The sequence below is a fragment of the Collimonas sp. GW821-FHT07E08 genome, from assembly GCF_059418905.1.
In genome coordinates, this window is the sequence record NZ_JBWKQR010000009.1 from 25,765 (window position 1) to 51,162 (window position 25,398).

A 25,398-nucleotide genomic window follows, 5' to 3' on the forward strand; every position below is an offset into this window, starting at 1 on the left:
GAGCTTCAAATGCAAAACCGCCTCGACTTCTACATTGCCGGCAAAGACGCCATCAAAGCGCTGATGGGTGTTGAAAACCAGATCAGCAAAGGCTCGCTGGACATCCTGCTGAAGGAACTTGTCCGCCTGCGCGCGTCGCAAATCAACGGCTGCGCATTCTGCCTCGACATGCATGTGACCGACGCCCGCAAAGCCGGCGAATCCGAACGCCGCATGGCCACCGTCTCCGCATGGCGCGAAACCCCATTCTTCAGCGAACGCGAGCGCGCCGCGCTGGAATGGACCGAATCGCTGACGCTGGTCTCGCAAAACCACGTGCCGGACGCCGTGTGGGAAGCAGTCCGCCCGCATTTCACCGATGCCGAACTGGTCGAACTGACATTGCTCGTGACCTCGATCAACAGCTGGAACCGCTTTGCCATCGCGTTCCGCAAGATGCCGGAGTAACTACCGGCAGCTTCTGCAATTCGGCTCACCAACCTGTCGCCCGTTGATGGGCACACCTTGAAAGGTATCGCATGAAAATCCTCATCATCGGCGGCAGCGGCCTGATCGGATCGAAAGTCGCCGCCAACCTGCGCCAGCTCGGTTACGACATCGTGGCCGGCTCGCCAAGCACCGGCCTCGACACGTTGACCGGCAAGGGGCTGGCAGATGCAGTCAAAGGCGCCCAGGTCGTGATCGATGTGAGCAACTCCCCTTCGTTCGAAGACGAGGCTGTGCTCGCATTCTTTGAAACATCCGGCCGCAACCTGCTCGCCGCGGAGCAGGCCGCCGGCGTCAAACACCATATCGCGCTGTCGGTCGTGGGCACCGAACGCATGCTCGGCAGTGGCTACTTCCGCGCCAAGATGGCGCAGGAAAACCTGGTCAAGGCGTCGAAGGTGCCGTACACCATCGTGCGCTCCACGCAGTTCTTCGAATTCCTCGGCGGCATCGCCCAATCCGGCACGGTCGGCGACCAGATCCGCCTGTCGCCGGCGCTGGTGCAGCCGATTTCATCGGACGACATCGCGGCCATCGTAACGGACACGGCGCTGATGCAGCCGATCAACGGCACATTCGATGCAGCCGGCCCGGAGAAGGTCGGGCTCGCCGATTTGATGACGCGCTACCTGGACGCCCTGGGCGACAAGCGCATCGTCGTCGCGGATGCCGGCGCCGCCTACTACGGCGCCCAGATCAACGATCAATCGCTGACCCCAGCCGGCGATGCGCGCCTCGGCGACATGGGATTCGCGGCGTGGTTCAGCAAATCGCAAGCAGCGCGATAAACCGCAACGCGCACAGCGGTTCGCCATCGCTCCATCGGCACAACGACAGAACGGCACTAATTTTTTTGGAGAAATGCATGCAATCCCAGGTAGAAATACGACACGTTGAAAGCGACGCCGAGGTGGAGGCGTCGTTCCCGGTGATGAGGGAATTGCGGCCGCACCTGAGCGATCGCGCAACATACAGCGCACAGGTCGCGCAGCAACGCGCGCAAGGATACCGTCTGCTTGCGGCATGGCGCGACAGCGCAATCGTCGGCCTTGCCGGCTATCGGCTGCAAGACAATCTGCTCTACGGCCGTTTCATTTACGTCGATGACCTGGTGGTGACGGCTTCCTTGCACCGCTCCGGGTTCGGCGAACGGCTATTGCAGGCAGCACGGCAGCAAGCCGTCGCATTGCACTGCAAACATTTTGTACTGGATACCGGCCTGCACATGGCGCTGGCGCAACGTTTTTATTTCCGGCAGGGGCTGCTTGCAAAGGGCATGCATTTTGTCGAACCACTCACACCAGGAACAACCACATGACGCGCATCCTGTTATTGAACAGCGGCCCGCACAGCGATGCGAGCCATGGCTACCGCCTCGCAAGGGAAGCGATTGCCGCATCGGGCATCGGCAACGTACAGGTCACCGAACGCGACCTGGTGAAGTCGCCCCTGCCGCCAATCGGCCGCGACTACGCCATTGCCGTCACTTCGCAAGCGGCGCCGGATGCGAAAGAATTCGATTGGTCGGAACGCCTGATCGCCGAACTGGAACAGCACGACATGCTGTTCATCGTCACCCCGATGCACAACTTCACCGTGCCCGCCGCGCTCAAGCTGTGGATCGACCACGTGATCCGCATCAACCGCAGTTTCCACGCGACGCCGCAAGGCAAGGTCGGATTGATGAAAGACCGCGCGACCTTTGTGCTGGTCAGCTCTGGCGGTTTCCATGCGGGAGAACGGGCGAAACAGGCTGACTTCCTGACGCCGTACTTGCGTTATGCACTGGCGTCGATCGGCATCAGCGATGTGCATTTTTTCCCGCTGCAGGGACTGGTATTCGGCTCGGAAGCGGTGGCCCAGGCTGTGGATGAAGCACGCCGGCAAATGTCTGAGAAATTGTCGCTGGCCGGTGCATGCCTATAGGCGCAAGGGTTGCGAGGAGTCACGAGGCAAGGTCCGATGCGTGTACTGCGTGTTCCAGGCGGCCGCCGTAACTGTAGATGTTTGTAACAGCTGGCTGACGGCGCAGGTCGAGGGCGTATCATTGACCCCGCATCACACCCTGATATCAACCATTACCTTACTATCCGCCGCCTCGTGTCTTCGTTTTCCGTTTCGTTAATGCCATTGCGCAGCGTAATTTCCAGCTCGGCGCAGCATGTCAAAAAAATCATTTCCTGTCTGGTCGTGGCTTCCGTCACGATCGGCACCGCAGGTTGCGCCATTGCACCGGTTCCCATGTCGCCTCAAACTGCCGAGCGATTGAAACCCCAGCCGCCGATCCGCTTCCTGTTGACTTTCGACGACGGCCCGGCCAGGCCAAGGAACGACAATCCGACCCTGTCCATACTGGACACGCTTGCGCGCAATCCGCTGCAGCCCGGCATCAAAGCCCTCTTTTTTGTGCAAACCCGTTCGTCGGGCGCCGGCGAAACGGACTTCGGGCGCAGCATATTGCGGCGTGAAATCGACGAAGGTCATTTGCTTGGCTTCCATACCGCCACGCCGCATCACGCAAACCATCGTTTCCTTGACCCCGCCGTATTCGAGCAATCGCTGGACGACGGCGTCGCCGACATTGCATCCATCCAGGGCCGCGCGCCGACGCTGGTCCGCCCGCCGTTCTGGAACTATGACAAGCGCACTTTTGCGATTTACCAACAGCACGGCTTGCATATCTTGCTGACGGACCTGAGCGCCAACGACGGCAAGATATACGGCTTCAAGGCCAGCCCGACCAGACGCTCCCACATGCTGCACCTGTTGGCCGGCGTGCGCGAACGGATTGCCGCGGGCGAGTTGCCGGCGGTCGATGGCAGCATCCCGGTGGTGGTGACTTTTCACGATATCAACAGCTACACCGCCGGCCACATGGCGGAATACCTGCAGATACTGATGGATTGCGCGCGTGCGGTCCAGCTGCCGACTGCAGCCAAGCCGTTTTACGACGACAAGGGCGCGCTGGAGCGCGCCGCCCTGGCAAGAAGCATACGGGACGGTGCCCAGGCTGCCCCGCTGCCCGGATTCTGGAACTGGCTGTGGGAGCTGATATAAGCAACCGTTGTTAGCCGGCGGCACAGCAGCTATAGTTGCGATTTGCCGACAAGGACTCTCATGGTTACCTGCTACCTGCGTTACGTCATCGATCCATACAAGCTCAAGGAATTCGAGCACTACGGGAAAATCTGGATTCCGCTGGTAGAGAAATTCGGCGGGATACACCATGGGTACTTCCTCCCCTCCGAGGGAAGCAGCAACGTGGCGCTCGCGATGTTCACGTTTCCTTCGCTCGCGCTGTATGAGCAATACAGGACCAAGTCGATGCAGGATGCGGAATGCCAGGCTGCCTTCAGGTATGCCGAGGAAACCCGTTGCATCCTCAGCTACGAACGCAGCTTCTTCCGCCCGGTCTTCAAGTAAGGCCACGCGCTTTTCAAATCTTCTTCTGGCCTACGCGCTTGCCGAGTTCTTCGGCGCTTTCCCTGCGCTCGCTGTAGCGGTCGACCAGGAATGAAGAAACATCGCGGGTAAGCAAGGTGAACTTGAACAGCTCTTCCATCACGTCGACCACGCGTTCATAGTAAGACGAAGGTTTCATGCGGCCTTCGTCGTCGAACTCCAGGAACGCCTTGGCAACCGAGGACTGGTTAGGAATCGTGATCATCCGCATCCAGCGGCCCAGTATGCGCATCTGGTTGACCGCGTTGAACGATTGCGAGCCGCCGGATACTTCCATCAGCGCCAGCGTTTTACCCTGCGTCGGCCGCAGCGCACCAATGGACAAGGGGATCCAGTCGATCTGCGCTTTCATGATGCCGGTCATGGCGCCATGGCGCTCGGGCGAGGTCCAGACCATGCCTTCGGCCCATTGCGCCATCGCTCGCAGTTCCTGGACTTTAGGATGGCTGTCGGGTTCGCCATCGGGCAACGGCAATCCGTGCGGATCGAATATGTGAACTTCGCCGCCCATCGCTTCCAGCAGGCGGGCAGCCTCCTGCGTGAGCAAGCGGCTATAGGATCTCTCGCGCAGCGAACCATATAGCAGCAGGAAACGCGGTGCGTGCGATGAACGTCCGACCTCCTCAAAGTCCGATGCAAGCGGCGTACGAAAGAGCCCTGCGTCAACGTTCGGCAGCTTAATCAGATGTTGTGACACGGCGCCCCTCCGAATCAATGACGACTTCGCCGCCTTCCTTGGTGAACGGTCCCTTTTGCGGCAACGGCAAGATGTCGAGCACCAGTTCGGACGGGCGGCACAGGCGAGTGCCGTTGGGCGTGACCACAAATGGCCGGTTGATCAGGATCGGATGCGCCAGCATGGCGTCCAGCAATTGGGCCTCTGTCAGGCCTGGCGCGTCCAGGCCCAGTTCTGCATAAGGCGTCCCCTTTTGCCGGATCGCCGCTCGCACCGTCAAGCCTGCATCTGCAATCATTTTGGCCAATGTTTCCCGCGACGGCGGCTGCTTCAGGTATTCGATCACTTCAGGCTCGGCACCGGTATTGCGTATCAACGCCAGTGTGTTGCGAGACGTGCCGCATTCAGGGTTGTGGTAAATCGTGATGTGCATGGTTCGACTTTCTTGAAAGCCGGCAGCCGGTCTGCCGGTCGTGGATCAGCGTCCTTCGTACCAGCCTTGGGTGCGGTTCACGATGCCGACAATCAGCAGCATGACAGGCACTTCGATCAGCACCCCGACCACGGTGGCAAGCGCGGCGCCGGATTTGAAGCCAAACAGGCTGATCGCCGCCGCCACAGCCAGCTCGAAGAAATTCGAGGCGCCGATCAACGCAGAGGGACAAGCGACGGAATGCTTCTCGCCGACGATCTTGTTGAGCCAATAGGCCAGCGCGGAATTGAAAAAAACCTGTATCAAGATAGGAATCGCCAGCAATGCGATGACCAGCGGCTGCTCGATGATCGCATTGCCCTGGAATGCAAACAGCAGCACCAGGGTCAGCAACAGCGCCGAGACCGACCATGGCTGGATCCGCTCCATCAGCTTGTCGAAGCTGGCCTGGCCGCGGCGCAACAGGGATTTGCGCCAGATTTGCGCGATGATCACCGGAGCGACGATATATAAAACCACTGAAGCCAGCAGCGTCGCCCACGGTACGGCGATGCTCGAAACACCCAGCAGGAGAGCGACCAGCGGCGCAAATGCGAACACCATGATCAGATCGTTCAGCGCCACCTGCGACAGCGTGAAGTACGGATCGCCGCCGGTAAGGCGGCTCCACACGAACACCATGGCCGTGCACGGCGCCGCCGCCAGCAGGATCAGCCCGGCCACGTAGGCGTCCAGCTGTCCGGCTGGCAGGTACGGCGCGAACCAGTGGCGGATAAACACCCAGGCAAGCAACGCCATCGAGAACGGCTTGACCGCCCAGTTGATGAACAAGGTCACGCCGATGCCGCGCACATGCCCCTTGACCTGGTTCCAGGCGGAGAAATCGATCTTCAGCAGCATCGGGATGATCATCACCCAGATCAGGAGACCGACCGGCAAGTTCACCTTGGCGATTTCCAGCGCACCTATCGCTTGCACCCCGGCAGGGAAAAGCTGCCCGAGCAAAATGCCGGCAACGATGCATGACGCCACCCAGACAGTCAGGTAACGCTCAAAAAAATTCATGGGTACGGGCGCGGCACGTTTGCCGATAACTTCGCATTGGACAGACATCGGCGGCCCTCAGATAAAAACCGTCATGACGAAGCGCCCTCGGCAACGCCGCATGCGGGACTGCAGGTAGCCACGCAGGGATTCCCTCCACAGCAATTTTCGGTGAGAAATGCCAGCAATTGATTCATGGTGGCGAAGTTGGCGGAATAGATCACGAACCGCCCTTCGTTGCGCGACGCCACCATGTCGGCATGGAACAGTTCCTTCATATGGAACGATACGGAGGATGGCGAGATGCCAGTGATTTCCCCGATTTTTCCGGCGGGCAGTCCTTCAGGCCCGGCCTGTACCAAGGCGCGGAAAATCGCCAGGCGAGAATCTTGGGCAAGCGCCGCAAGGGCAGTAACAACAGATTTCGTTTTCATATTTCAATGATAGTTGAAATATTGAATAAATCAAGGGTTTTCTGCTTCCATAAAACAAGCAGACGGACCTTTGCCCGCCCACCTGCTTCCATCCGGACTAGGATGCCGCAACATGCTTTTCGATATTCTTCATCTGCGCGTCCCAACCGCCGCTGTTCATGCTGAACGCTTCCTGGCGACGCGCGGCCGGGATATTGTCAAACCCGGATTCGACCACGCGCAGCAAAGTCCCCTCCTCGACGGCAGTCAGCTCGAACACCACCAGCGTGGTCGGTTCCTGCGAATAGTCGACGGCAGCGTCAACCGCATAAGGATGCCAGCGGAAAGACAGCAAGCCCTCCGGCTCCACGCGGTCGACCAACACGTTCCAGGCCAGGTGTTCGTAGCCTGGATAAGTGATCTGTCCCTGCACGGCCTGGCCGGCCGCGAAAATTTTTCCCTTCAGCGCCACGCCGAACCAGTCGCCGAATTCCTCGGCATTCGATAACGCACGCCAGACCCGCGAACGCGCGGCCTTGAGCACAACTTCTCTTTCAATCCGATCCGTAGAATTATTTATATTCATTTGTCACCTCCTGGCTGCATATTAGTCCAAGCCGGGAAAATGCAGCCATAAAATCGCACTCATTTTTTACCCGGCCTGGCGCTGGTTCCGAGCGCGCACAGGCCAGTCACAAAATCCAGGAAAGCCATCACCTTGGCCGGCGCCAGGTGACGCGACGGATACAGGGCATAGAGGGGAAACGTCTCGTCAGGCCAATCCGGAAACAGTTCGACCAGCCGCCCTGATTGCAGGGCTTGCTCGACCCCGAGTTCAAACACCTGGGCAATCGCATGCCCGGCCTCGCACACGCTATACAGGGTGCCGGCGTCGTTGAGAATCAGCCGGCCGTTGGTGGCAATCGTGACGCGCTCGGCGCCGCGATGGAATTCCCAGGGAAACGGCCTGCCCGAGATGGAATCGCGGAACTCGATGCAGATGTGCTTGCCGCCTTCCAGCTCGGCGGGCGTCCGCGGCCGGCCGTAACGCTCCAGGTAGGCTGGCGCCGCCACCGTCAGGACCCGTGTCTCCAGCAGTTTCCTGGCGACCAGCGACGAGGATGCCGGATAACCGAAACGCAGCGCCAGGTCGACGCCGTCGGCCACCAGGTCGCCGAGCTGGTTGCTGGTGAACAGCTCCAGCCGCAATTCCGGGTAACCCTCCATGAACCGGTCGAGCGCAGGTCCGAGGATGAGGCGCGAAAAATACGGATCGATATTTACCCGCAAGCGCCCGCGCACCGCTTTCGCGCTGGCGGCCGCGCCGTCGGCGGCCTGCTCCAGGCTGGCCAGCAAGGGCGCGATCTCCTGGTACAGGCGGCGCCCTTCATCGGTGAGCGTGACCGAACGCGTGGTGCGGTCGAACAGGCGGATGCCGAGCCGCTTTTCGAGCCGGGCAATCGCTCGGCTGACGCCGGACGGAGTCATGTCCAGCGTCTCGGCAGCCTGCACGAAGCTGCCGCCGTCCACCACCGCCGACAGCACGGCCATGCCGTTGGCCAGACGTCCATCGAAGCTCATTGATGACTCCTAGTCATTTATTCAATGACACTCATGCTATCGGAGAATTGCAGCCTGCGCCGCATACTTCTCGCCAACGCGACAAAAGTCGCCTTCAACGGGAGCAACCAGATGTATGCAATCACAGGAATCACCGGCCAGGTCGGCGGCGCGGCGGCACGTTCTTTATTGGCCGCAGGGCAACCGGTGCGCGCCGTGGTGCGCAACGCCGGCAAGGGCGAGGCATGGGCGGCGCAAGGGTGCCAGGTGGCGCTGGCGGAAATGCATGATGCGGCGGCGTTGCAAGCAGCGTTCACCGGAGTCGAAGGGGTGTTTATCCTGCTGCCTCCGATTTTCGCGCCGTCTCCCGGATTCCAGGAAACGCGCCGCACCGTCGCCGCACTGCACCAGGCACTAGCGGCAGCCCGGCCCGCCAAAGTGGTCTGCCTGTCGACCATAGGCGCGCAGGCTGAACCGGAGAACCTGCTCACCCAGCTGCAGATCATGGAACAAGAGCTGGGGCGGCTGGATCTGCCGCTGGCGTTCCTGCGCCCGGCCTGGTTCATGGAAAACGCCTTGTGGGACATCGCCCCCGCGCGCAGCACTGGCGTGATCCCGAGTTTCCTGCAGCCGCTGGACAAGCCGGTGCCGATGGTCGCCACTGCCGATGTCGGACGGGTCGCCGCCGAATTGCTGCTCGAACAGTGGCAGGGCAAGCGCGTGGTCGAGCTGGAAGGTCCGCAGCGGGTAACGCCGAACCAGATCGCGGCGACTTTTTCCGAGCTGCTCGGCAAGCCGGTGCATATGGAGGCCGTGGCGCGGGATCAATGGCCCGCCGTTTTTGCCGCTCAAGGCCCAGGCAACCATGGGCCGCGCATGCAGATGCTCGACGGTTTCAATCAGGGCTGGATCGAGTTCGCCGGCTCGGCCCGCAAAGGAGTGGTGCCGCTCAAGACGGTTTTAAAGGATTTGCTGGCGGCCGAAGGATAGCAAGTTTTTGCCGGGCAAAAAAAAACCCGCCTGACCTTGCGGTAGCGGGTTGAATCCAAACCTTAGGAGGTGTTGGAGGAGACAGGTGTAACTATATGGCAGCGCAGCATCGGTGTCTGCTTTATTATTCGTATAACTGTTATAGATAAAACACATATCTGCTGCACTGCAATAGTGCTCCTCTGCCCTAAATCGGGCCGCGATCGATGCGCTTGCTGAGGATGATCGAGGTCGAAGTATGGCGCACGCCCTCCATTGCACCGATCTGGTCCAGCAGGCGGTCCAGCTCATCGGTGGACTGGCAGCGCAAGGTCAGCATGTAATCGATCGCGCCGCTCACCGCGCACAGGGTTTCCACCTGCGACATCTGCTGCAGCTGCTGGACCAGCAATGGTGCATTGCGGGAGTCAATCGAGATGCCGACGTAAGCACGCACTGCGGGCTGGTAAAGCCCGAGGTCGAGGCGCACGCCGTAGCCGGCGATCACGCCCTTCTTTTCCATCGCCGCCAGGCGCGCTATGGCGGTGGTCCTGGCAATCCCGACGCGCTTGGCGACGGTGGCCATGGACAGGCGCGCATCATCCATCAGCAGGGCCAGGATTTTATGGTCGACTTCGTCGAGTTTATCTCTCATCGCTACAATCCATGCTTAATGTTCGTCAATATGTATCGTTATTATACATTTTGACGACTATTTACACTCTATTATCTGACTTCACTCGAATTTACAATGGTTGCAGCAGCAACATTGACTAAAACGACAAGCGAGTGACGACATGACTACCAAACTGATCCTTCTGGGCGCCGGCAAAATCGGCGACGCCATCCTCAACCTGCTGTCCCATACCGGCGATTATGTACTGACCGTGGCCGACCGCGATCCGCAACGGCTGGAATACGTGAAGCACGCGGGTTTTCCCAATGTCACCACGATCCTGGCGGACATCTCGCACGCGCCCACCGTGACCAAGCTGATCAGCGGCCACGACGTAACGCTGTCGGCCTGCCCGTATTTCCTGACGCCGGTCATTGCCGCCGCCGCCAAGGCAGCACACTCGCACTACTTCGACCTGACCGAAGATGTCGAAAGCACCCGCTTCGTCAAATCGCTGGCGCTCGATTCCAGCACCGCCTTCGTGCCGCAATGCGGCCTGGCGCCCGGCTTCATTTCGATCGTGGCGAACGACGTCGCGAGCCGCTTCGAACAGCTGCATGACGTCAAGATGCGCGTCGGCGCGCTGCCGACCTTCCCTAGCAACGCGCTCAAGTACAACCTGACCTGGAGCACCGACGGCCTGATCAACGAGTACTGCAATCCTTGCGAAGCGATCGTCGACGGCGTGCTGCGCGAAACCTCGCCGCTGGAAGAGCTGGAACACTTCTCGCTCGACGGCGTCGACTACGAAGCGTTCAACACTTCCGGCGGCCTCGGCACCTTGTGCGAAAGCCTGCGCGACCGGGTGCAGAACCTGGATTACAAGACCGTGCGTTATCCCGGCCATCGCGACATCATCAAGATCCTGGTGCGCGACCTGCAGCTGGGCAAGCTGGAACGCCGTCCGATCCTGAAGGAAGTGCTGGAGACCTCGATCCCGATCACCAAGCAGGACGTGGTGCTGACCTTCGTCAGCGTCAGCGGCATGCGCGACGGCCGCCTCGAACAGGAAACCTATGCTCAAAAGACCTATAGCCAGCAGGTCAACGGCCAGCTGCTGTCGGCGATCCAGCTGACTACCGCGGCCGGCATCTGCGCCATGGTCGACCTGGTTGTCACGGGCGTGCTGCCGCAAAGCGGTTTTGTGCGGCAAGAGCAAGTCACGCTGGCGGATTTCCTGGCCAACCGTTTCGGCCAGTTCTACGCCGGCCACGCACCTGCCCACGGCGGCTTCGCACCAGCCAGCAATACCGATTTCAACAAACTGAAAGCGGTTGCTTAAGCGCACGGCGCGAAGTACCCGGCAAAACGGCCTGCATGACTCGCGCGAGTCATGCAGGCCGTTTTTTTTATCGCTGCCGGATCACGCCGGCGCCGGGATCGTCAAAACGATTTGCGCATGCCGACCGAAAATACATTGTTGACCAGCCCGCCCTTGCCGAACTGCGCATCGTAGTTGCCGTACCAGCTCCAGTTGCTGGCCAGCACGCTGGAGATGCCGATGCCGGCCCAGCCGCTGTTGCGCGCCAATCCTATGCCTTGCACCGAAAACCCGGCAGCCGGAGCACCGACGAAAGCCGCGTTGAAATCCAGCTTGCCATCGTTGAAGCCGTGCTGCCAGGCCGCGTAAGCTTGTACATTTGTATGGCCGCCCAGCCAGTCGAAACCTGTGTCGCCGCGCAAGCCAAGTACGCTCGCAGCCTGGCGGTAGGTGCTGCTGCCGGCGGTGAGGCCGAAGGGGCTGCCGGTTTCCGTAAATGCGCCGCGCTTGAGGCGGTCGTAACTGATGCCGGCAAACGGCGTCAGCGTCGAGGCCGCCGACAGCTTGCGCACGTAGCCGGTTTCGGCATAGGCCGAAATCATGCTGTCGGCATGGTTGGAGGACAGGCTGTCGACCTCGCTGCCGAGGATCACGCTGCGATTGATCTTGCTGGTCACGCGGGCGATGCCGGCGCGGCCGGAAACGTAGATGCCGTCATGGCTGAGCGCATAGCGACCATACAGGGACAGGCCGCTATCCTGGCTGTTCGCGGCGCCGCCGAAACGGTCGAAACTGGCCTTGCTTTCCGAGTAGGACAGCGCCGCGCCGACAATCGCCTGGTCATTCAAATGCGTATCGAAACCGAACTGCCCGCCCCAAGTGGATGTGTCGGCAGACGCATAACCCGATTCGCCCAGCTTGCCGGTGGCGCCGATCACGCTGGCCCACAAACCGGCCTTGGCGCTGCCCGCAACCGGATTGGCCAGCAGCGACAGCCGGTTCGACAGATCGCGGTTGACTGCTTGCGACTGCTGGAAAGTCAGCGCCTGCGAAGAGGCATGGATCTGCCCCGACAGGCTGTCCAGCACCTGGGCGGCGGCGGCGAGATCCGCAGTGCGCTGCAGCGCTGCGGCGCTGTTCAGGAAGGCGCTGTTGCTGCCGCCGGTGTTGCCGCCGGCGGCCATGGCGTCGGCTGCCTTGAGTCCCGTCTCGAGGTTGGCGGCGCTGTTGTTGCGCGTAGGGTCGGCGGCAAACGCTTGCGCCGCCACCACCGTGACATTGTTGCGCGCTATGCTCAGGTCCACTTCGTTGGCGGTATAAGCCAGCGTCGCGTTCAAGAAGGTGCCTGGGTTGAAAACCGTACCGTCGTGTTCGAACGACACATCCTGGAACACGCCAGACACACCGCTGGCAGCAGTCAGCACCTTGCCCTTGACGCCCACTTGCTGCGCCACGTAGCCGGACGGGTCGCTGCTGCCGACGGGCGTGGTCGCCACCAGGTGCGAATTGCCGAGCGCGGCGCTGCCGCCTACGGTCAGGGTCGCATTGAACTGGTTGGCCAGCACCGCGCTGGCCGAGGCCGTGTAGTTGCCGGCAATCGTCATGCCGCTGCCGGTATTGCTGAGGCGGCCGTTGTTGGAGACGCTGCCGCCGATGCGGCCGCCGTCGCCGGACAACACGCCAGCGCTGTCGATGGCGACTGAGGAAGCAACCGACCCGGTCACGTTCAGCGTGCCCTTCACGATTTCACTGGCGCCGCTGTAGGTGTTGTTGCCGGCCAGGGTCAGCGTGCCGCTGCCGTCTTTCTGCAGCCCCGCATTGCCGCCGATGTTATTGGCGAAGGTTGAACTGACGGAATCGAAACTGGCGACGAAATTGCCGCCCAGGGTCAGCCGGGTGTCGAACAGGGCCGGACCGCTGGCGGCTTTGCTGGCGTTCAGCAAACCCCAGCCGTACGTGGCGGTGTCGCCCATGCTGGTGGCGGTCGACAAGATGGTTTGCCGGATCTGGTCGGCGTTCATCCAAGGGTAAGCTTGCTGCACCAGGGCAGCTGCGCCGGTCACCGCCGGCGCGGCGAACGAGGTGCCGTAGACACGGTGGCCAGCCGTGGCGGACATGAAATCCCCCGGCGCCGCCAGGCACCAGTTGGCGGCCTCGCCGCAGCGGTTCGAGTAACTGGAAATCACGCCCGGCGTGGTGTCGCTGCTGCTGTATCCCTGGGCGCCGCCGGCGGCGTTCACCGCCACCACCGCCAGCCAGCCTTTTTGCAGGTCTGGATACAAGGCCGGCAGCCCTGCCGTCAGGCTGGGATGGGCGCTGCCATCGTTGCCGGCGGCCCAGATGAACAAGCTGCCTTTGCTCACGAAAGGCTGGTAGATATTGTAGAAAGTCGGGCCGCTGCCGCCAGGCGCAGCGATCGAACCAAACGTGTTCGACTGGTTGAAGAGGCGCGCGCCCTTGTTGAACAGGTCCTGGTAGACCGAGGCATTCAAAGTGACGTTTTCGCCGCCGGTGCCGACCGCGGCACCCAGCATGCTGACAGCCGGCGCCACGCCGTAGCTGCTGCCGCCCAGCGCTTCCGCCGCTTCGCTGCCGTGGCTGTCGCCGGCGCCGCCGCTGGAATACACGGTCTTGCTAAGGCGTCCGCCAAATTCAGGATCACCGGCATTGAAATCCGTATCGACCACCGCCACCGTTACGCCGGCGCCGGTAATGCCGCGTGCATGGGCCGCGCCGGCATTGCTTGGATCGTTGGGATTGAGCGCAGGGGCTGCGCTGCTGGTCGATACCGGCGGCGAGCTGGCTGGCCCGCTGGAGCCGCCTCCACCGCCGCCGCATGCGGATAGCATGGTGATGGCTGCGGCAGACATGACGGATAAAGGAAAACGATTTGCAGGTTCTCGGTGCATGGACTTACTCGGGCGGTTAACTTGCAGCAAACGCCTGGCGAGCACAGTCGTAGTCGTTCTTGCGTCAAATTACTGGATTAAAAAGTGAGTGCACAATACTCCCGGCGGCTGGCCGATACAATGCAAGGCCGTCATGAATTGCCAGAAAAATGAACAGATAATTTGTAAATTTCGTGATTAATGGCAAGTAGTTGTCAACAAATGACGGCAGATGAACAACTAAATGCCACCTTGACAACACCCGTCATTCCCGCGAACGCGGGAATCCATTTTCACCGCCATATCGAGTAACCTGGATTCCCGCGTTCGCGGGAATGACCGGGGCGCGTAGCTGGGGTCGCCGAGACGGGGTCGCCTAGACCGGGTCGTCGAGACGAGGTCGCCGAGACGCAACGGTGGAAATTCGCGCCTCCTAACTGAACGGCATTACGCGCAAGCGCAGGCTTTTTTTCGGCCAGCCGCCGCCTGCCTATGCGAGCATCGGCTCAACGTCATCCAGCGTCACATGGCCGCGGAACCGGCCGCCGCTTTTTGCTTCGATCTGCCGTTCGATCGCATCCGCAAAAATCACGGCCGGATCGGTCCGCAGTTTTTGCAGATGGCGCGACAGGTGCGGATGCTGCCGCACATCCAGCACCTTGTGATATTCCGCCCAGCGCGCAATCGCCGCGAAATACGCGTCGGCCACGGTACGCTTGCTGCCGCCGTCAATCCATTCCCGCTCCGCCAGCAGGCCGTCGAGATAGGCGCATGCCTGCTGCACCCGTGGATTTCCGAGATTGCGCAACATCTCTTGCACCGGCGGGTTGGCCGCCATTTCGCAGGCGATCCAGAGCGGCCTGAAGGCTGAGAAAAAATCCGTGTTGAGATAGGCCAGCATCCGGTTGAGGCGATCGTATTCCGGCGTGCCTTGCGCATAACCCAGCAGGTTGTTGCGGCGCGCCGCCAGGTGCAGCAGGATGGCTGAACTTTCGTTGACGATGTTGCGCTCGGCGGTCAGGTAGGCAGGTGTCAGGTTCAACGGATTGATGCGTGCGAACGCGGCCGGCCACGGGTGTTCCAGCATTTCTATGCGAGACAGCCGGTACGGCTCGCCCAGCCATTCAAGGGCGACGATGCTGCCCAGCGAACAGCCTTGCGGTACGCCATAAAACAGTATGGGTTCCATGTTCTTCCTTTGCTTTGACAGGTTTCAGCGGATGCTGCTGCACGACTGCAGCGGCATGGGGAAGAAGATAAAATCAAAGGCGGTCATAATCCGTCCGCATTTACCCGCTCCCCTGAAAAAATATGTCAAAACCAGCCATCCGCATGCTCGCAGTCCTGGAACTGCTGCAAACCCATGACCGCATCTCCGGCGTCGAACTGGCGCGCCGGCTGGAAGTAGACGGCCGCACGCTCAGGCGCTACATCGCCGGGCTGGAGGAACTGGGGATTCCGGTCACGTCGGAACTGGGGCGCCACGGCGGCTATTCGCTGGTGGCCGGTTTCAAGCTGCCGCCCATGATGCTCACCAACGACGAGGCGCTGGCGATGTCGCTAGGCCTAATCGCGGCGGAAAGCATGGGCATGGCCGCAACCGTTTCGGCAGTGGCCAGTGCGCAGGCCAAGCTCGAACGTGTGCTGCCGGCGCAGCTCAAGCAGCGCGTGCGCGCCCTCAGTGAAACAGCCACTATCGATAAGGCAGCTGCCGCTCCCGGCGCCAGCCAGGAAACGCTGGCAGCGATTGCTTCAGGCGCAGAAGCCCGCTGCAGCGTGCGCTTCGCGTATCAGTCAAGGCTGGGAGAAGCCAGCACACGCACGTTCGATCCCTACGGACTGGTGTTCCGCGGCGGCGCCTGGTATGCCAGCGGCATGTGCCAGCTGCGCCGGCAGCTGCGCTCGTTCCGGCTCGACCGCATGCAGCAGGTCGAACTGACCGCGGAGCGTTTCAAACGGCCGGCGGATTTCGATAGTGCCGCCTACCTGACACACAGCATCGCCACCATGCCGCGCGCCCACGCGGTCGAAGTCTTGCTGCACACCGACCTGCAGACCGCGGCAGCCGAGCTGGGACGCAGCGTCGGCTTGCTGGAGCCGTGGCAAGACAGCGTACTGCTGCGCACCAGCACCGACAGCATCCCGTGGTTCGCGCGCCAGCTGGCGCGCTTGCCGTTTTCCTTTGAAGTGCGCGAACCGCGGGAGCTGCTGGCCGCGGTACACGCCCACGGCCAGCAACTCCTGCACACCCGGGCCGGCTGACATGCTAAGCGCTTAATGCAGCTTTCCAGGCTTGCGCCTGGCCAAAGAAACGGCCGGCGTCGAGCACTTCGATTTGCGTTCCACGCTGCAGTGCGAAGGTAGGAAAGCCTTGGCCGCCGACACGCGCCAGCAAGCTGCGGCTGGCGGCGATATGGGTTTGCGTGGCAGCGCCGCCGAGCTCGGCGAACTTGCTGTCGAACAGTGCCGGATCAAGGCCCGCCTCCATTGCCAGCGCATGCAACACTGCGGCATCGGCAACCCGCAAGCCGCGCACATAGTGCGCCGCCTGTATCTGCGCCAGCATGGCCAATCCCTGCCCGGCAACCGCTTCGGCCGCCAGGATCGCGGTAATCGGCGGCGCAGAATCAAAGATCGCCGTGGTGTCCAGCAGCAGGCCGTTGAAGTAATCGTCGCCGAACGGCTGGCCGGTCATTGCCGCGATCCGCTGGTCGTGCTGCATCACATAGTTGCGCAATTGCGGACTGACCTGCCTGCGGTTGCTGCCGGTCATCATGCCGCCGCCGTGCAGCACGATGTGCAGGCCTTCGATCTCGCGGGCAGCCTGCAGCAAAGGCGCTGCGCCGTAGCACCAGCCGCACAGCGGATCGTAGATGTAATGCAGCACCGTACCCTGCGCCGCCGCCGGCGCCGCTGCGTCCTTGCTTTCCGCGGCGGCGGGCAGCGCACAGCTGCTGTCGCCGCAATCGTGGCCGGTTACCATTTCATTTCACCTTTGCTGACCTTGGCGCCCAGTTCCAGCGACGATACGCCTTCCAGGTTCGGATAATGCTTCTTCATCGCCTCGATCAACGCCGCCGAATCCTTGGCTTTGGCGGTTTCCGCTTCATAGGTCTTCAGGTAGTTCTTGGTGAAGCGCACCGATTCGATATTTTGCGGCGCACCGGCGCTGAAATGCCCGGGCACCACCACCTTCGGATGCAGGGCCGCAATCTTGTCCAGCATCTTGATCCATTGCCGGCGCGAAGCCAGGGTCTGGGTGTCTGCGGTCCAGACATGTTCGTTGCCGGCCACCAGCACGCCGCCAACCACCGCTTTCAATGAAGGAATCCAGACGAAGCTGCGGTCCGGGCTGGCGCCGTCCAGGCCGATCACTTCCAGCTTGCGGCCTTCCAGGGTCAGCGTGCTGCCTTCCAGCGGTTCCGGCACGATCAGCTGCCTGGGCGCGTTGGCGCCCAGCTTGGGGCCCCAGAATGCCAGCTTGTCCTGCATGGTGGCCTTGATGTGGGCGATCACCGGCGCCGGCGCCAGCACCTTGGCGTCCGGATAAGCTTCCTTCAGCACTTCCAGGCCGAAGTAGTAGTCGGGATCGCCGTGGCTGATGTAGATCGTGGTCAGCTTCTTGCCGCTGTCCTGGATCTTTTTCAGCAGCTGGCCGGCATTGGCGCGGTCAAACTGGGCATCGATCACGATGGCCTCGGTGCTGCCGGCAACCAGCTCGGAAGACACCGGGAACATGCCGTTGGCGCCGGGATTGTAGACCTCCAGCTGCAAAGGTTGCGGCGCCGCCGCAGCCGAGCCGGCGATCGTCAGGCCGGCAGCGGCAGCCAGCAGCGAACGGAAAAATTTGCGTTTCAACATGGAATCTCCAGGGGTGATGAGAAAGAACCATCATCATAGTTGACTGAAATGAGTCAAAAAACCGCATAATGGTGCCTAGTTAGTTGCACAAATCGATCTAATAGATAACACGCCATGGACAGACTGGTCGCAATGCAGGTATTCGTCGAAGTCGCGGACCGGGGCAGCCTGACCGCTGCCGCCGACAAACTCGACATGTCGCGCGCCATGGTGTCGCGTTACCTGGCCGAACTCGAAACATGGGTGGGCGCCCGCCTGTTCCATCGCACCACGCGCAAGCTGAGCCTGACCTCGGCCGGCAGCGACACCCTGCCGCGCTGCCGCCAGCTGCTGGACATGGCCGGCGGCATCCAGGCCTCCGCCGCCAATCCCGAAAATACTCCGCGCGGCACGCTGCGCCTGACTTGCAGCATGTCGCTGGGACAGGCCTACCTGGCGCCGCTGCTGGCGCGTTTCTTGAAACGCTATCCCGGCACCGCGGTCGACATGCTGCTGGTCGACCGCGCAGTCAACCTGGTCGAAGAACGGGTGGACCTGGCGATCCGCATCACCAACGCACTCGATCCCAACCTGATCGCGCGCAAGCTGGCGGTGTGCCGCTCGGTGGTGTGCGCCTCTCCAGCCTACCTGCAGGAACACGGCACGCCCGACAGCGCGGAAGACCTGGCCCTGCACAATTGCCTGACCTACTCTTACTTCGGCAAGAGCCTGTGGGAATTCGAGAAAGACGGCGCGCCGGTGGCGGTGCCGGTGGGCGGCAACATGAGCGCCAATGAATCGTCGGTATTGCTGGAAGCGGCCGTCGCCGGCGCCGGCATCAGCCTGCAACCGGTGTATGCGGCCACGGGATTGCTGCGTAGTGGTAAACTACGCGCGCTGCTCGGAGAATACCAACCGCGCGAAATGAGCATTTACGGCGTCTACGCTTCGCGCCGCCAAATGCCTGCCATCCTGCGCGCCATGCTCGATTTCCTGGTCGAGGAATTCAGCGCAGACCCAGACTGGGCAACACCAGTCATTTAAATCAAGCAAAGAATCAAGCAAATCCGTCCGTGACACCCGTAGGGCAGCCACTGCCCGCGCGTTAGCCAATGCTTCCGGCCGCCACAGCTTCACCTAGTAAAAAAAATGCAAAAAATCTCGACGCTTACCCGTAATACCCTGATGTTTCCGCTGGCTCTGGTGCTGTTCGAGTTTTCGGTCTACATCGCCAACGACATGATCCAGCCGGGCATGCTGACGGTGACCCGCGAATTCGGCGCCAGCGCGGCCTGGATGGCGTCCGCCATGACCGCGTTCCTGGTCGGCGGCGCCGTGTTCCAATGGCTGTTCGGGCCGCTCTCCGACCGCATCGGGCGGCGCCCTGTGATGCTGGGCGGCACCGTGTTCTTCATCCTGTCCTGCCTGGCGACGCTGTTCTCGCAAAGCATCGAGAGCTTCATCGTCTTGCGCGTGCTGCAAGGCGTGGGCCTGTGTTTCATTTCCTCGGTCGGCTATGCCGTGGTGCAGGAAGCGTTTGAAGAAAAAGCCGCGATACGCGTCACGGCGCTGATGGCCAATGTCGCCTTGATTGCGCCGCTGATCGGTCCGGTGGCGGGTGCTTTCATGATTGAAATCCTGCCGTGGCGCATGGTGTTCGTATTCATCGCCGCCATCGCCACCGTTTCCCTGGTCGGCCTGGCGCGGCACATGCCGGAAACCGTCAAGCAGCGCAAAGAGAGACTGCCGCTGGTGCAGATCTGGCACGACTACCGCGCGGTGGTGGGCAACCGCCATTTCCTGAAGGCCGCTATGTGCATGCCTTTGCTGGCGATTCCGCTGATCGGCTGGATCGCCATGTCGCCGGAAATCCTGGTAGCCGACGGCCACCTGAGCGTGATCGAATACGGTTACTGGCAGATCCCGGTGTTCGGCTGCCTGATCGCCGGCAACCTGGTGCTGGCGCGCCAGGTCGACCGCTGGCGCCTGGGCAGCTCGACCAGGATCGCGCTGTATCCGATCGCCCTGGGCGTGCTGATCATGCTGTTCGGCGCGGCCTTCCTCGACAAGCCCTATTTCCTGGTGGCGGCGATCAGCGTGATTGCTTTCGGCGAAGGCCTGTCGGCGGCGGTGATGATCCGCTTCACGCTGACAGAAAGCACAGTTTCGAAGGCTACCGTGGCTGCCACCATGGGCATGATCAACATGACCTTGTATGGCGTCGGCATCGAGCTGTACAAGGTGTTTTACCAGCACGCGGGCATGATGGGTTTTGCGCTGTTCTCGCTGGCCGTGATTGCGCTGTACTGGCACCTGTCGCGCAGCGTGGTGGCGCGCGCCATGCTGGCCCGGGTTACCGGGCATGAAGAGAAAGAGGATGGACCGCTTATCTGATGGATGCTCCCGTTCCGGCCGGCGCCGGGCCGGGAGCGGCAATGCAGTTGTTATTCGCCGTGTTTCTGGCTGATGATGCTCATGAATTCGCGCCGCGTCGACGGATCGTCGCGGAACGCGCCGAGCATGCGGCTGGTCACCAGGCTGGTGCCCGGTTTATGGATGCCGCGCGTGGTCATGCATTCATGCGATGCTTCGATCACCACCGCAACACCTTTCGGCAGCAGCACTTGCTGCAAGGTGTCGGCAATCTGCACCGTCATTTTTTCCTGGATCTGCAGGCGCTTGGCGAAGATGTCGACCAGCCGCGCCAGCTTCGAGATGCCGACTACGCGCCGGTCCGGCAGGTAAGCCACGTGCGCCTTGCCGATGATGGGCGCCATGTGGTGCTCGCAATGGCTCTCGAAACGGATGTTGGTCAGCACCACCATCTCGTCGTAGCCTTCGACTTCTGAAAACGTGGTCGACAGGATTTCCACCGGATCCTTGCTGTAGCCGGCAAAAAATTCTTCATATGCCCGCGCCACGCGCGCCGGCGTGTCCAGCAAACCTTCGCGGTCAGGATCGTCGCCGGCCCAGCGCAACAGGGTGCGGATCGCCGATTCCGCCTCGGCGCGGCTTGGACGTTCTGACAAGGCGCTAGCCGCCGGCACTGGATCTTTTGAAGCCATCTGTTTACCTTTTTCTGAAAAATTTTACTCGCCGTCGTGCAGCGCTGCGCCGCGGCTGATGCCGACAGTGTAATTCAGCTATCGCATTACTGCAGCGCATTCCTCAAAGGCGGGCGTATTGCGCAACGCAGCATCGAAACCTGGGCAGGTAATAGCCAGCTATTACCTGCCGCATCCCGGCTGTTCCATACTTGACCTTCCCTGCTCCCACTTCACTGAAGGACCTATCATGAGCGCAAAGAAAATCCTGATCCTGGCCGGCGATTATGTCGAAGATTATGAATTGATGGTGCCGTTCCAGGCGCTGCAGATGGTCGGCCACCAGGTCGACGTGGTGTGCCCGGACAAAGCCGCCGGCGCCCAGGTCCGCACCGCCATCCACGATTTCGAAGGCGACCAGACCTATAGCGAAAAACCCGGCCACAACTTTACCCTGAACGCTACCTTCAGCGACGTCGATGTCAGCCGTTACGATGCATTGCTGATCCCGGGCGGCCGCGCGCCCGAATACCTGCGGCTGAATCCGCGCGTGATCGAAATCGTCCAGCAGTTCCATGCCGCCGGCAAGCCGATCGCTGCAGTCTGCCACGGCCCGCAACTGCTGGCGGCAGCCGGCGTGCTGGAAGGAAAAACCTGTTCCGCCTATCCGGCCTGCGCCCCGGAAGTCAAGCTGGCGGGCGGCAAATATGCGGAAATCGACATCACCGCCGCCCACCGCGACGGCAACCTGGTGACCGCGCCGGCATGGCCGGCCCATCCGGCCTGGCTGGCGCTGTTCCTGGCCGCATTGGGAACCCGCATCGAGTTATGATGGATGTGATGCGGCCGGCCGCACGGCGGGCCGCTCACCGCGACTGTTCAAGAAACGAGGTATCCGATGTGTCAGATTTATGCCCAGGCCGATCCCATCCTGTACGAATCGCGCGCCCGTTCGGTGCGCATCATGGGCGTCATCACCACCATCAAGCTGGAAAACCTGTTCTGGCAGACCCTGGCGGAACTGGCGGCGGATAACGATTTGACCACCAACCAGCTGATCGCCAAACTGCACGACGAAGTCACTACGCACCTGGGAGAGGCCAGCAATTTCGCCTCTTTCCTGCGCGTTACCTGCCTGCGCTACCAAGCCTTGAGAGCGCATGCCGGATTCGAATCGAAAGCGGTCAGCGCCGCCACCAAGATCAACGCCGCCGCCTGAAAAGATCAGCCCGCGGTCGACAGTTTCAGTCCGATCAAGCCCAGCACGATCAGGCTGACGCTGGCGACGCGCGCCAGGCTCGCCGCTTCACCCAGCAGCACGATGCCGGCGATGAAGGAGCCGACCGCGCCGATGCCGGTCCATACCGCATACGCGGTACCGAGCGGCAAGGTGCGCATCGCCAACGCCAGCAGCCAGATGCTGACAGCCATGCCGGCCACCGTGATCACGGACGGCCACAGGCGGCTGAACCCTTCGGAATATTTGAGGCCGACAGCCCAGACGATTTCGGCCAGGCCGGCGAGAAAGAGAATGATCCAGGCCATGCGGCCTCCAGGAAGATGGGGTCGTCCCCGGATAAAGATACGGCGCCGGGTCGTCCCGGCGCCGAGATGAAAACAACAACATTATAGGGCGTTTTGCTTCAGCTCAGTGCACGCCGATCCACCCCAGGCCGGCGGCAAATACCAGGTACAGCAAACCGAACACCGCCAGCCGGCCGCCGCTCAGCATGCCTTTGCGCAGCAGCACGTAGAGGCCGAACATCGACATCATCGTCACCGCCGCCGCCCACACCAGCGCCGGGCCCAGCATCCACGGCGTAAAGATCAGCACCAGCGCGGTCGGGATAGTCGCCTGGATCATCATGGCGCCGCTGATATTGCTCAAGGCCAGGTTCTGCTTGCCCTGCCTGACCCAGATCACCGCATTCAGGATTTCCGGCAACTCGGTCGCGACCGGGCTCAGCAGCAGCGCAGCCAGTTGCGGCGAGATGCCCAGCCATGGCGCGATATCGCCCAGCTGATGCACGAACAGCTGCGAACTGAGGAAAATCACCACCAGCGCCACCAGGGTCTGCAGCAAGGCCCAGCCGATGCCCGGCTGGGCATCGTGCGGCCGGAATTTCAAGGGTTCCAGGTCGTTTATCTCGGCATCGGCGTCTTCTTCCTTGCGCATCTCGCCCCAGATATATGCGCCGTAGGCCAGCAGGAAAAACACACCGAGCCAAGGCTTGATCGCAAACGCCACCAGCCCCAGGCCGACCTTGACCACGAAGATCCCGATGAACCAGGCCTGGTCCCGGCTCAGCCGCTGCGCAGCGCTGGCCGACAGCAGCATGCCGCCGATTTTTTTGCGGTTCAGGATGAACATCAGGCCCACCACCGCATAAGCAATGGTCGCCAGCACCAGCGGCCCGCCCAGCGCCGCGCCGACGCCGATTTCCCGGTGCGCCGCATCGCGCCCGAACACCACGGCGACAAATGTCACCACGCTTTCCGGCAAGGCCGTGCCGAACGCCGCCAGTACCGTGCCTACCGCGCTTTGCGCGATGCCGAGCCGGCGTCCGACCCATTCGATGCTGTTGACGAAATATTCACAGGAAAGATAGATCACTACGGCCGAACCGAGCAGCAGAGCGAAACTGAGCGTCATGAGCGTGCCCCCGTCGGATAAACCATGGATGCCGGCAAAAGGAAAAATGAGGGGAGAAGCGGTTTGGCGGAACTGGCTGCGGCAGCATCCTGGCGCTGCCATTGGCGGTGAATAAGCATGTGGACATCCTGAGGGCCGGGCACTGACGAATGGCGCAACGCCTTCGCCCGGCCGGGTAAAGGGAAGCACCATAGGTCTTGCCAAACCGTGCGGTCGCGCATGCCATGGCGTAAATCAGGTACAGCGCCAAGTATGTTGACATGCGCTCTTCGAAAGACGAAGGCGGCTACTCCCCTAAGGAGGTTGCATTATATGGCTTTTATAGCCACTTTAAAAAAATTATTTCCACAATTTACTTTCCATTAAGAAACAAATTATATCGATTTAGCAAATCATAACAATACTGATATATGAAATTGAAAACAATTTTGCTATATTGGACATTGTCTCTGTGTTAATGATTGTAATGTTTAGTACAACATAAGGAGTCACTTGACATGAACACCACCTCCGCCTCCGCCGATCCAGGCAAGAACCAGGTCAACGAGCAGGAAACCTATGATCCAAATCACCTGCTTGATTCTTTGATTGAGAAATTACATTTGAAAAACGATGCGGCCCTGGCACGCGCGCTCGAAGTCGCACCACCAGTCATCAGCAAGCTTCGCCATCATCGTTTGCCAGTCGGCGCGTCGCTTCTGATCCAGATGCAAGAAATCAGCGACCTCAAGATCAAAGAATTGCGCGCCTTGATGGGAGATCACAGAGATAAATTTCGTATGGGCGGCCATCACCTCAAATCAAAGGATGTTTGAAGTCAATTACGCTGGATTTGCGAGTGAACGGGATCCAAGCATGCGGTAACCAGCGCGAAAATGACGTCATTGTCAATTCCCTTCTTCATTCTGCCAAAGCAGTCATAGCCGCCTCTGCTTCTAAAAAAAACCTTCATCAAGTGGCGACGGCGACCGGCATGAAAGAGGAAATTCTGCATTCAAATTTTCTGTCAAGTTTAGAAAAATATCACGTATCCGCATGTATTTTCTGGCATCTCCCGGTAAATTTTGACAATATTCGTCGCTAAACATTGATTAATCCGTTCTGAACGATAGCTAGAATAAATTCCTGAGACGGTAGTGTTAGGTATACTTCGCCCATGGAAAAACAATATGAAGCCCCCTATTGTTCCCAAGGCCGATTTTCGCAAGCTGTCAAGAGGATTATGGGAAATGCAAGCTCTTGTCACGCGGCAAGCGTCACTGTTGTTCGATCTACGAATACAGGGAAGAACGCTAAGTGGCCGGCGGTTGGAACACCTCCCCTGCACTCGCTTACACATTCAACCGTAAAGCAGTTTGTGGCATGACGCGCTGGGATGTTCGCTTCACAGCGCAAACTCGAACTGCAGCCGTGGCCGAGGTGCGCCGAATAGCTGGATTTTCTTCCCTCGCTTCTGACCTAGCCGCGCTTCTTCACCCTCAAGCCAAAGATCTCTGCGGAGACCATCTCGGCAGCGCCAGCCTACTGTTCCATGAGGATCTCAGGGAATTGGCGGGCTATTTTGCATTGGTAAACGATGCAATTTCACTGAAGGCAGCTGAGCCGTCAATCAATCTGAGCACCACAACTGAAGGAAGGAGGTAACGAATGAAATAATCCCAGGCGTTTGCGCTGTGCAGCCTTGATACCCATGCCGTCCATAGACTGTGGCTGTCGCCACGAGCTTGTTCGGTGGCGCTAGCGCGCCCCTGTTTTCGCGGGCATATATTTTGGGGGACGGACCTGGGCTCGCATGCACGCCAGAGTTGTATGCGTCTGCACATCAGGCAGGGGGATAACTATGCCAATCGATCGACCAGCTGCAAGGTCGACCAGGCCAGGCAATGAATTCCGTTTTATCACCCGCAGCAGTGCAAGACGTTTTTCAAGATTTTTCTTCTTCGCCAAGATACCAGCCGTTTCTTGGTCGAATGATGCTGCTCGTTCGGACATG

The 25,398-nt window shown here is 60.6% G+C and carries 30 protein-coding genes and 1 riboswitch; of the genes, 16 read left to right on the top strand and 14 right to left on the bottom strand.

The window, feature by feature from the left end; translation table 11 throughout:
- The first annotated feature begins 9 nt into the window (after nucleotides 1-9).
- From AC07RZ_RS12920 to AC07RZ_RS12945, 6 genes are all read left to right on the top strand, one after another.
- The gene (locus tag AC07RZ_RS12920) at nucleotides 10-447 is read left to right on the top strand and encodes a carboxymuconolactone decarboxylase family protein (RefSeq protein ID WP_144739101.1); all 438 of its coding nucleotides are present in this window, start codon (nucleotides 10-12) and stop codon (nucleotides 445-447) included.
- Nucleotides 448-518: 71 nt separating this feature from the next.
- Entirely contained in the window at nucleotides 519-1,274 is a 756-nt protein-coding gene (locus tag AC07RZ_RS12925; RefSeq protein ID WP_494668193.1) for an SDR family oxidoreductase, read from the top strand.
- A 77-nt stretch (nucleotides 1,275-1,351) separates the two neighbouring features.
- Entirely contained in the window at nucleotides 1,352-1,804 is a 453-nt protein-coding gene (locus AC07RZ_RS12930; protein ID WP_494668194.1) for a GNAT family N-acetyltransferase, read from the top strand.
- The gene (locus tag AC07RZ_RS12935; RefSeq protein WP_494668195.1) at nucleotides 1,801-2,412 is read left to right on the top strand and encodes an FMN-dependent NADH-azoreductase; all 612 of its coding nucleotides are present in this window, start codon (nucleotides 1,801-1,803) and stop codon (nucleotides 2,410-2,412) included. The genes AC07RZ_RS12930 and AC07RZ_RS12935 overlap by 4 nt, the downstream gene beginning before the upstream one ends.
- Nucleotides 2,413-2,727: 315 nt before the next feature.
- The gene (locus tag AC07RZ_RS12940) at nucleotides 2,728-3,543 is read left to right on the top strand and encodes a polysaccharide deacetylase family protein (RefSeq protein ID WP_494668196.1); all 816 of its coding nucleotides are present in this window, start codon (nucleotides 2,728-2,730) and stop codon (nucleotides 3,541-3,543) included.
- Nucleotides 3,544-3,603: 60 nt separating this feature from the next.
- The gene (locus AC07RZ_RS12945; RefSeq protein WP_494668197.1) at nucleotides 3,604-3,909 is read left to right on the top strand and encodes an NIPSNAP family protein; all 306 of its coding nucleotides are present in this window, start codon (nucleotides 3,604-3,606) and stop codon (nucleotides 3,907-3,909) included.
- Between the two features lie 13 nt (nucleotides 3,910-3,922).
- Here AC07RZ_RS12945 and arsH read toward each other — a convergent pair whose 3' ends face one another.
- From arsH to AC07RZ_RS12975, 6 genes are all read right to left on the bottom strand, one after another.
- Entirely contained in the window at nucleotides 3,923-4,645 is a 723-nt protein-coding gene (gene arsH, locus AC07RZ_RS12950; protein WP_494668198.1) for an arsenical resistance protein ArsH, read from the bottom strand.
- Nucleotides 4,626-5,057: an arsenate reductase (glutaredoxin) gene (gene arsC / locus AC07RZ_RS12955; RefSeq protein WP_494668199.1), complete on the bottom strand. Its 432-nt coding sequence runs from the start codon at nucleotides 5,055-5,057 to the stop codon at nucleotides 4,626-4,628. Before arsC ends, arsH begins: the two co-directional genes overlap by 20 nt.
- Before the next feature lie 45 nt (nucleotides 5,058-5,102).
- Nucleotides 5,103-6,170, bottom strand: a complete 1,068-nt coding sequence (gene arsB, locus AC07RZ_RS12960; protein ID WP_494668200.1) for an ACR3 family arsenite efflux transporter — start codon at nucleotides 6,168-6,170, stop codon at nucleotides 5,103-5,105.
- 23 nt (nucleotides 6,171-6,193) lie between these two features.
- Nucleotides 6,194-6,535, bottom strand: coding sequence for an ArsR/SmtB family transcription factor (locus AC07RZ_RS12965; RefSeq protein WP_494668201.1), 342 nt, complete (start codon nucleotides 6,533-6,535; stop codon nucleotides 6,194-6,196).
- 97 nt (nucleotides 6,536-6,632) lie between these two features.
- Nucleotides 6,633-7,094, bottom strand: a complete 462-nt coding sequence (locus AC07RZ_RS12970; protein WP_494668367.1) for an SRPBCC family protein — start codon at nucleotides 7,092-7,094, stop codon at nucleotides 6,633-6,635.
- Nucleotides 7,095-7,159: 65 nt separating this feature from the next.
- Entirely contained in the window at nucleotides 7,160-8,095 is a 936-nt protein-coding gene (locus AC07RZ_RS12975) for a LysR family transcriptional regulator (RefSeq protein WP_494668202.1), read from the bottom strand.
- A 111-nt stretch (nucleotides 8,096-8,206) separates the two neighbouring features.
- Here AC07RZ_RS12975 and AC07RZ_RS12980 point away from each other — a divergent pair, with 111 nt between their 5' ends.
- Nucleotides 8,207-9,064: an NmrA family NAD(P)-binding protein gene (locus AC07RZ_RS12980; protein WP_494668203.1), complete on the top strand. Its 858-nt coding sequence runs from the start codon at nucleotides 8,207-8,209 to the stop codon at nucleotides 9,062-9,064.
- 187 nt (nucleotides 9,065-9,251) lie between these two features.
- On the opposite strand, the gene AC07RZ_RS12985 is transcribed toward AC07RZ_RS12980, so the two are convergent.
- Nucleotides 9,252-9,698, bottom strand: coding sequence for an Lrp/AsnC family transcriptional regulator (locus tag AC07RZ_RS12985; RefSeq protein ID WP_144739111.1), 447 nt, complete (start codon nucleotides 9,696-9,698; stop codon nucleotides 9,252-9,254).
- 142 nt (nucleotides 9,699-9,840) lie between these two features.
- Here AC07RZ_RS12985 and AC07RZ_RS12990 point away from each other — a divergent pair, with 142 nt between their 5' ends.
- Entirely contained in the window at nucleotides 9,841-11,001 is a 1,161-nt protein-coding gene (locus AC07RZ_RS12990) for a saccharopine dehydrogenase C-terminal domain-containing protein (protein WP_144739112.1), read from the top strand.
- A gap of 101 nt (nucleotides 11,002-11,102) precedes the next feature.
- Here the strand turns inward: AC07RZ_RS12990 and AC07RZ_RS12995 are convergent, their stop codons facing one another.
- The gene (locus AC07RZ_RS12995; protein WP_494668204.1) at nucleotides 11,103-13,829 is read right to left on the bottom strand and encodes an autotransporter domain-containing protein; all 2,727 of its coding nucleotides are present in this window, start codon (nucleotides 13,827-13,829) and stop codon (nucleotides 11,103-11,105) included.
- 529 nt (nucleotides 13,830-14,358) lie between these two features.
- Nucleotides 14,359-15,057: a glutathione S-transferase family protein gene (locus AC07RZ_RS13000; RefSeq protein WP_494668205.1), complete on the bottom strand. Its 699-nt coding sequence runs from the start codon at nucleotides 15,055-15,057 to the stop codon at nucleotides 14,359-14,361.
- A gap of 122 nt (nucleotides 15,058-15,179) precedes the next feature.
- On the opposite strand from AC07RZ_RS13000, the gene AC07RZ_RS13005 reads away from it, so the two are divergent.
- Complete coding sequence (locus tag AC07RZ_RS13005) at nucleotides 15,180-16,130, top strand: helix-turn-helix transcriptional regulator (RefSeq protein WP_494668206.1); 951 nt, start codon at nucleotides 15,180-15,182, stop codon at nucleotides 16,128-16,130.
- 4 nt (nucleotides 16,131-16,134) lie between these two features.
- Here AC07RZ_RS13005 and AC07RZ_RS13010 read toward each other — a convergent pair whose 3' ends face one another.
- Complete coding sequence (locus tag AC07RZ_RS13010) at nucleotides 16,135-16,851, bottom strand: DsbA family protein (protein WP_494668207.1); 717 nt, start codon at nucleotides 16,849-16,851, stop codon at nucleotides 16,135-16,137.
- The gene (locus AC07RZ_RS13015) at nucleotides 16,845-17,729 is read right to left on the bottom strand and encodes an MBL fold metallo-hydrolase (protein WP_494668208.1); all 885 of its coding nucleotides are present in this window, start codon (nucleotides 17,727-17,729) and stop codon (nucleotides 16,845-16,847) included. The genes AC07RZ_RS13010 and AC07RZ_RS13015 overlap by 7 nt, the downstream gene beginning before the upstream one ends.
- 114 nt (nucleotides 17,730-17,843) lie before the next feature.
- On the opposite strand from AC07RZ_RS13015, the gene AC07RZ_RS13020 reads away from it, so the two are divergent.
- Nucleotides 17,844-18,752 carry a LysR family transcriptional regulator gene (locus AC07RZ_RS13020; RefSeq protein WP_144739118.1) on the top strand — a complete coding sequence of 303 codons (909 nt, stop codon included), beginning with the start codon at nucleotides 17,844-17,846 and terminating at the stop codon, nucleotides 18,750-18,752.
- Nucleotides 18,753-18,857: 105 nt separating this feature from the next.
- Complete coding sequence (locus tag AC07RZ_RS13025) at nucleotides 18,858-20,102, top strand: MFS transporter (protein WP_494668209.1); 1,245 nt, start codon at nucleotides 18,858-18,860, stop codon at nucleotides 20,100-20,102.
- A gap of 50 nt (nucleotides 20,103-20,152) precedes the next feature.
- Here the strand turns inward: AC07RZ_RS13025 and folE are convergent, their stop codons facing one another.
- A complete protein-coding gene (gene folE, locus AC07RZ_RS13030; protein WP_092400472.1) occupies nucleotides 20,153-20,773 on the bottom strand; it encodes a GTP cyclohydrolase I FolE in 621 nt (206 codons plus the stop codon).
- Between the two features lie 229 nt (nucleotides 20,774-21,002).
- On the opposite strand from folE, the gene AC07RZ_RS13035 reads away from it, so the two are divergent.
- Nucleotides 21,003-21,584, top strand: a complete 582-nt coding sequence (locus tag AC07RZ_RS13035; RefSeq protein ID WP_494668210.1) for a DJ-1/PfpI family protein — start codon at nucleotides 21,003-21,005, stop codon at nucleotides 21,582-21,584.
- Between the two features lie 66 nt (nucleotides 21,585-21,650).
- Nucleotides 21,651-21,971, top strand: a complete 321-nt coding sequence (locus AC07RZ_RS13040) for a ribbon-helix-helix domain-containing protein (protein WP_061541128.1) — start codon at nucleotides 21,651-21,653, stop codon at nucleotides 21,969-21,971.
- 5 nt (nucleotides 21,972-21,976) lie between these two features.
- On the opposite strand, the gene sugE is transcribed toward AC07RZ_RS13040, so the two are convergent.
- Nucleotides 21,977-22,297: a quaternary ammonium compound efflux SMR transporter SugE gene (gene sugE / locus AC07RZ_RS13045; protein WP_494668211.1), complete on the bottom strand. Its 321-nt coding sequence runs from the start codon at nucleotides 22,295-22,297 to the stop codon at nucleotides 21,977-21,979.
- A 103-nt stretch (nucleotides 22,298-22,400) separates the two neighbouring features.
- Complete coding sequence (locus AC07RZ_RS13050; RefSeq protein ID WP_494668212.1) at nucleotides 22,401-23,405, bottom strand: sodium:calcium antiporter; 1,005 nt, start codon at nucleotides 23,403-23,405, stop codon at nucleotides 22,401-22,403.
- A 130-nt stretch (nucleotides 23,406-23,535) separates the two neighbouring features.
- A riboswitch (yybP-ykoY riboswitch) is annotated at nucleotides 23,536-23,708 on the bottom strand.
- Between the two features lie 194 nt (nucleotides 23,709-23,902).
- Between AC07RZ_RS13050 and AC07RZ_RS13055 the strand changes: the two genes are divergently transcribed.
- The 3 genes from AC07RZ_RS13055 (at nucleotide 23,903) to AC07RZ_RS13065 (ending at nucleotide 25,049) form a co-directional block, all read left to right on the top strand.
- Nucleotides 23,903-24,220, top strand: coding sequence for a hypothetical protein (locus AC07RZ_RS13055; RefSeq protein WP_494668213.1), 318 nt, complete (start codon nucleotides 23,903-23,905; stop codon nucleotides 24,218-24,220).
- 23 nt (nucleotides 24,221-24,243) lie between these two features.
- Nucleotides 24,244-24,489 carry a hypothetical protein gene (locus AC07RZ_RS13060; RefSeq protein WP_494668214.1) on the top strand — a complete coding sequence of 82 codons (246 nt, stop codon included), beginning with the start codon at nucleotides 24,244-24,246 and terminating at the stop codon, nucleotides 24,487-24,489.
- 278 nt (nucleotides 24,490-24,767) lie between these two features.
- The gene (locus AC07RZ_RS13065; RefSeq protein WP_494668215.1) at nucleotides 24,768-25,049 is read left to right on the top strand and encodes a hypothetical protein; all 282 of its coding nucleotides are present in this window, start codon (nucleotides 24,768-24,770) and stop codon (nucleotides 25,047-25,049) included.
- Nucleotides 25,050-25,398: the final 349 nt, after the last annotated feature.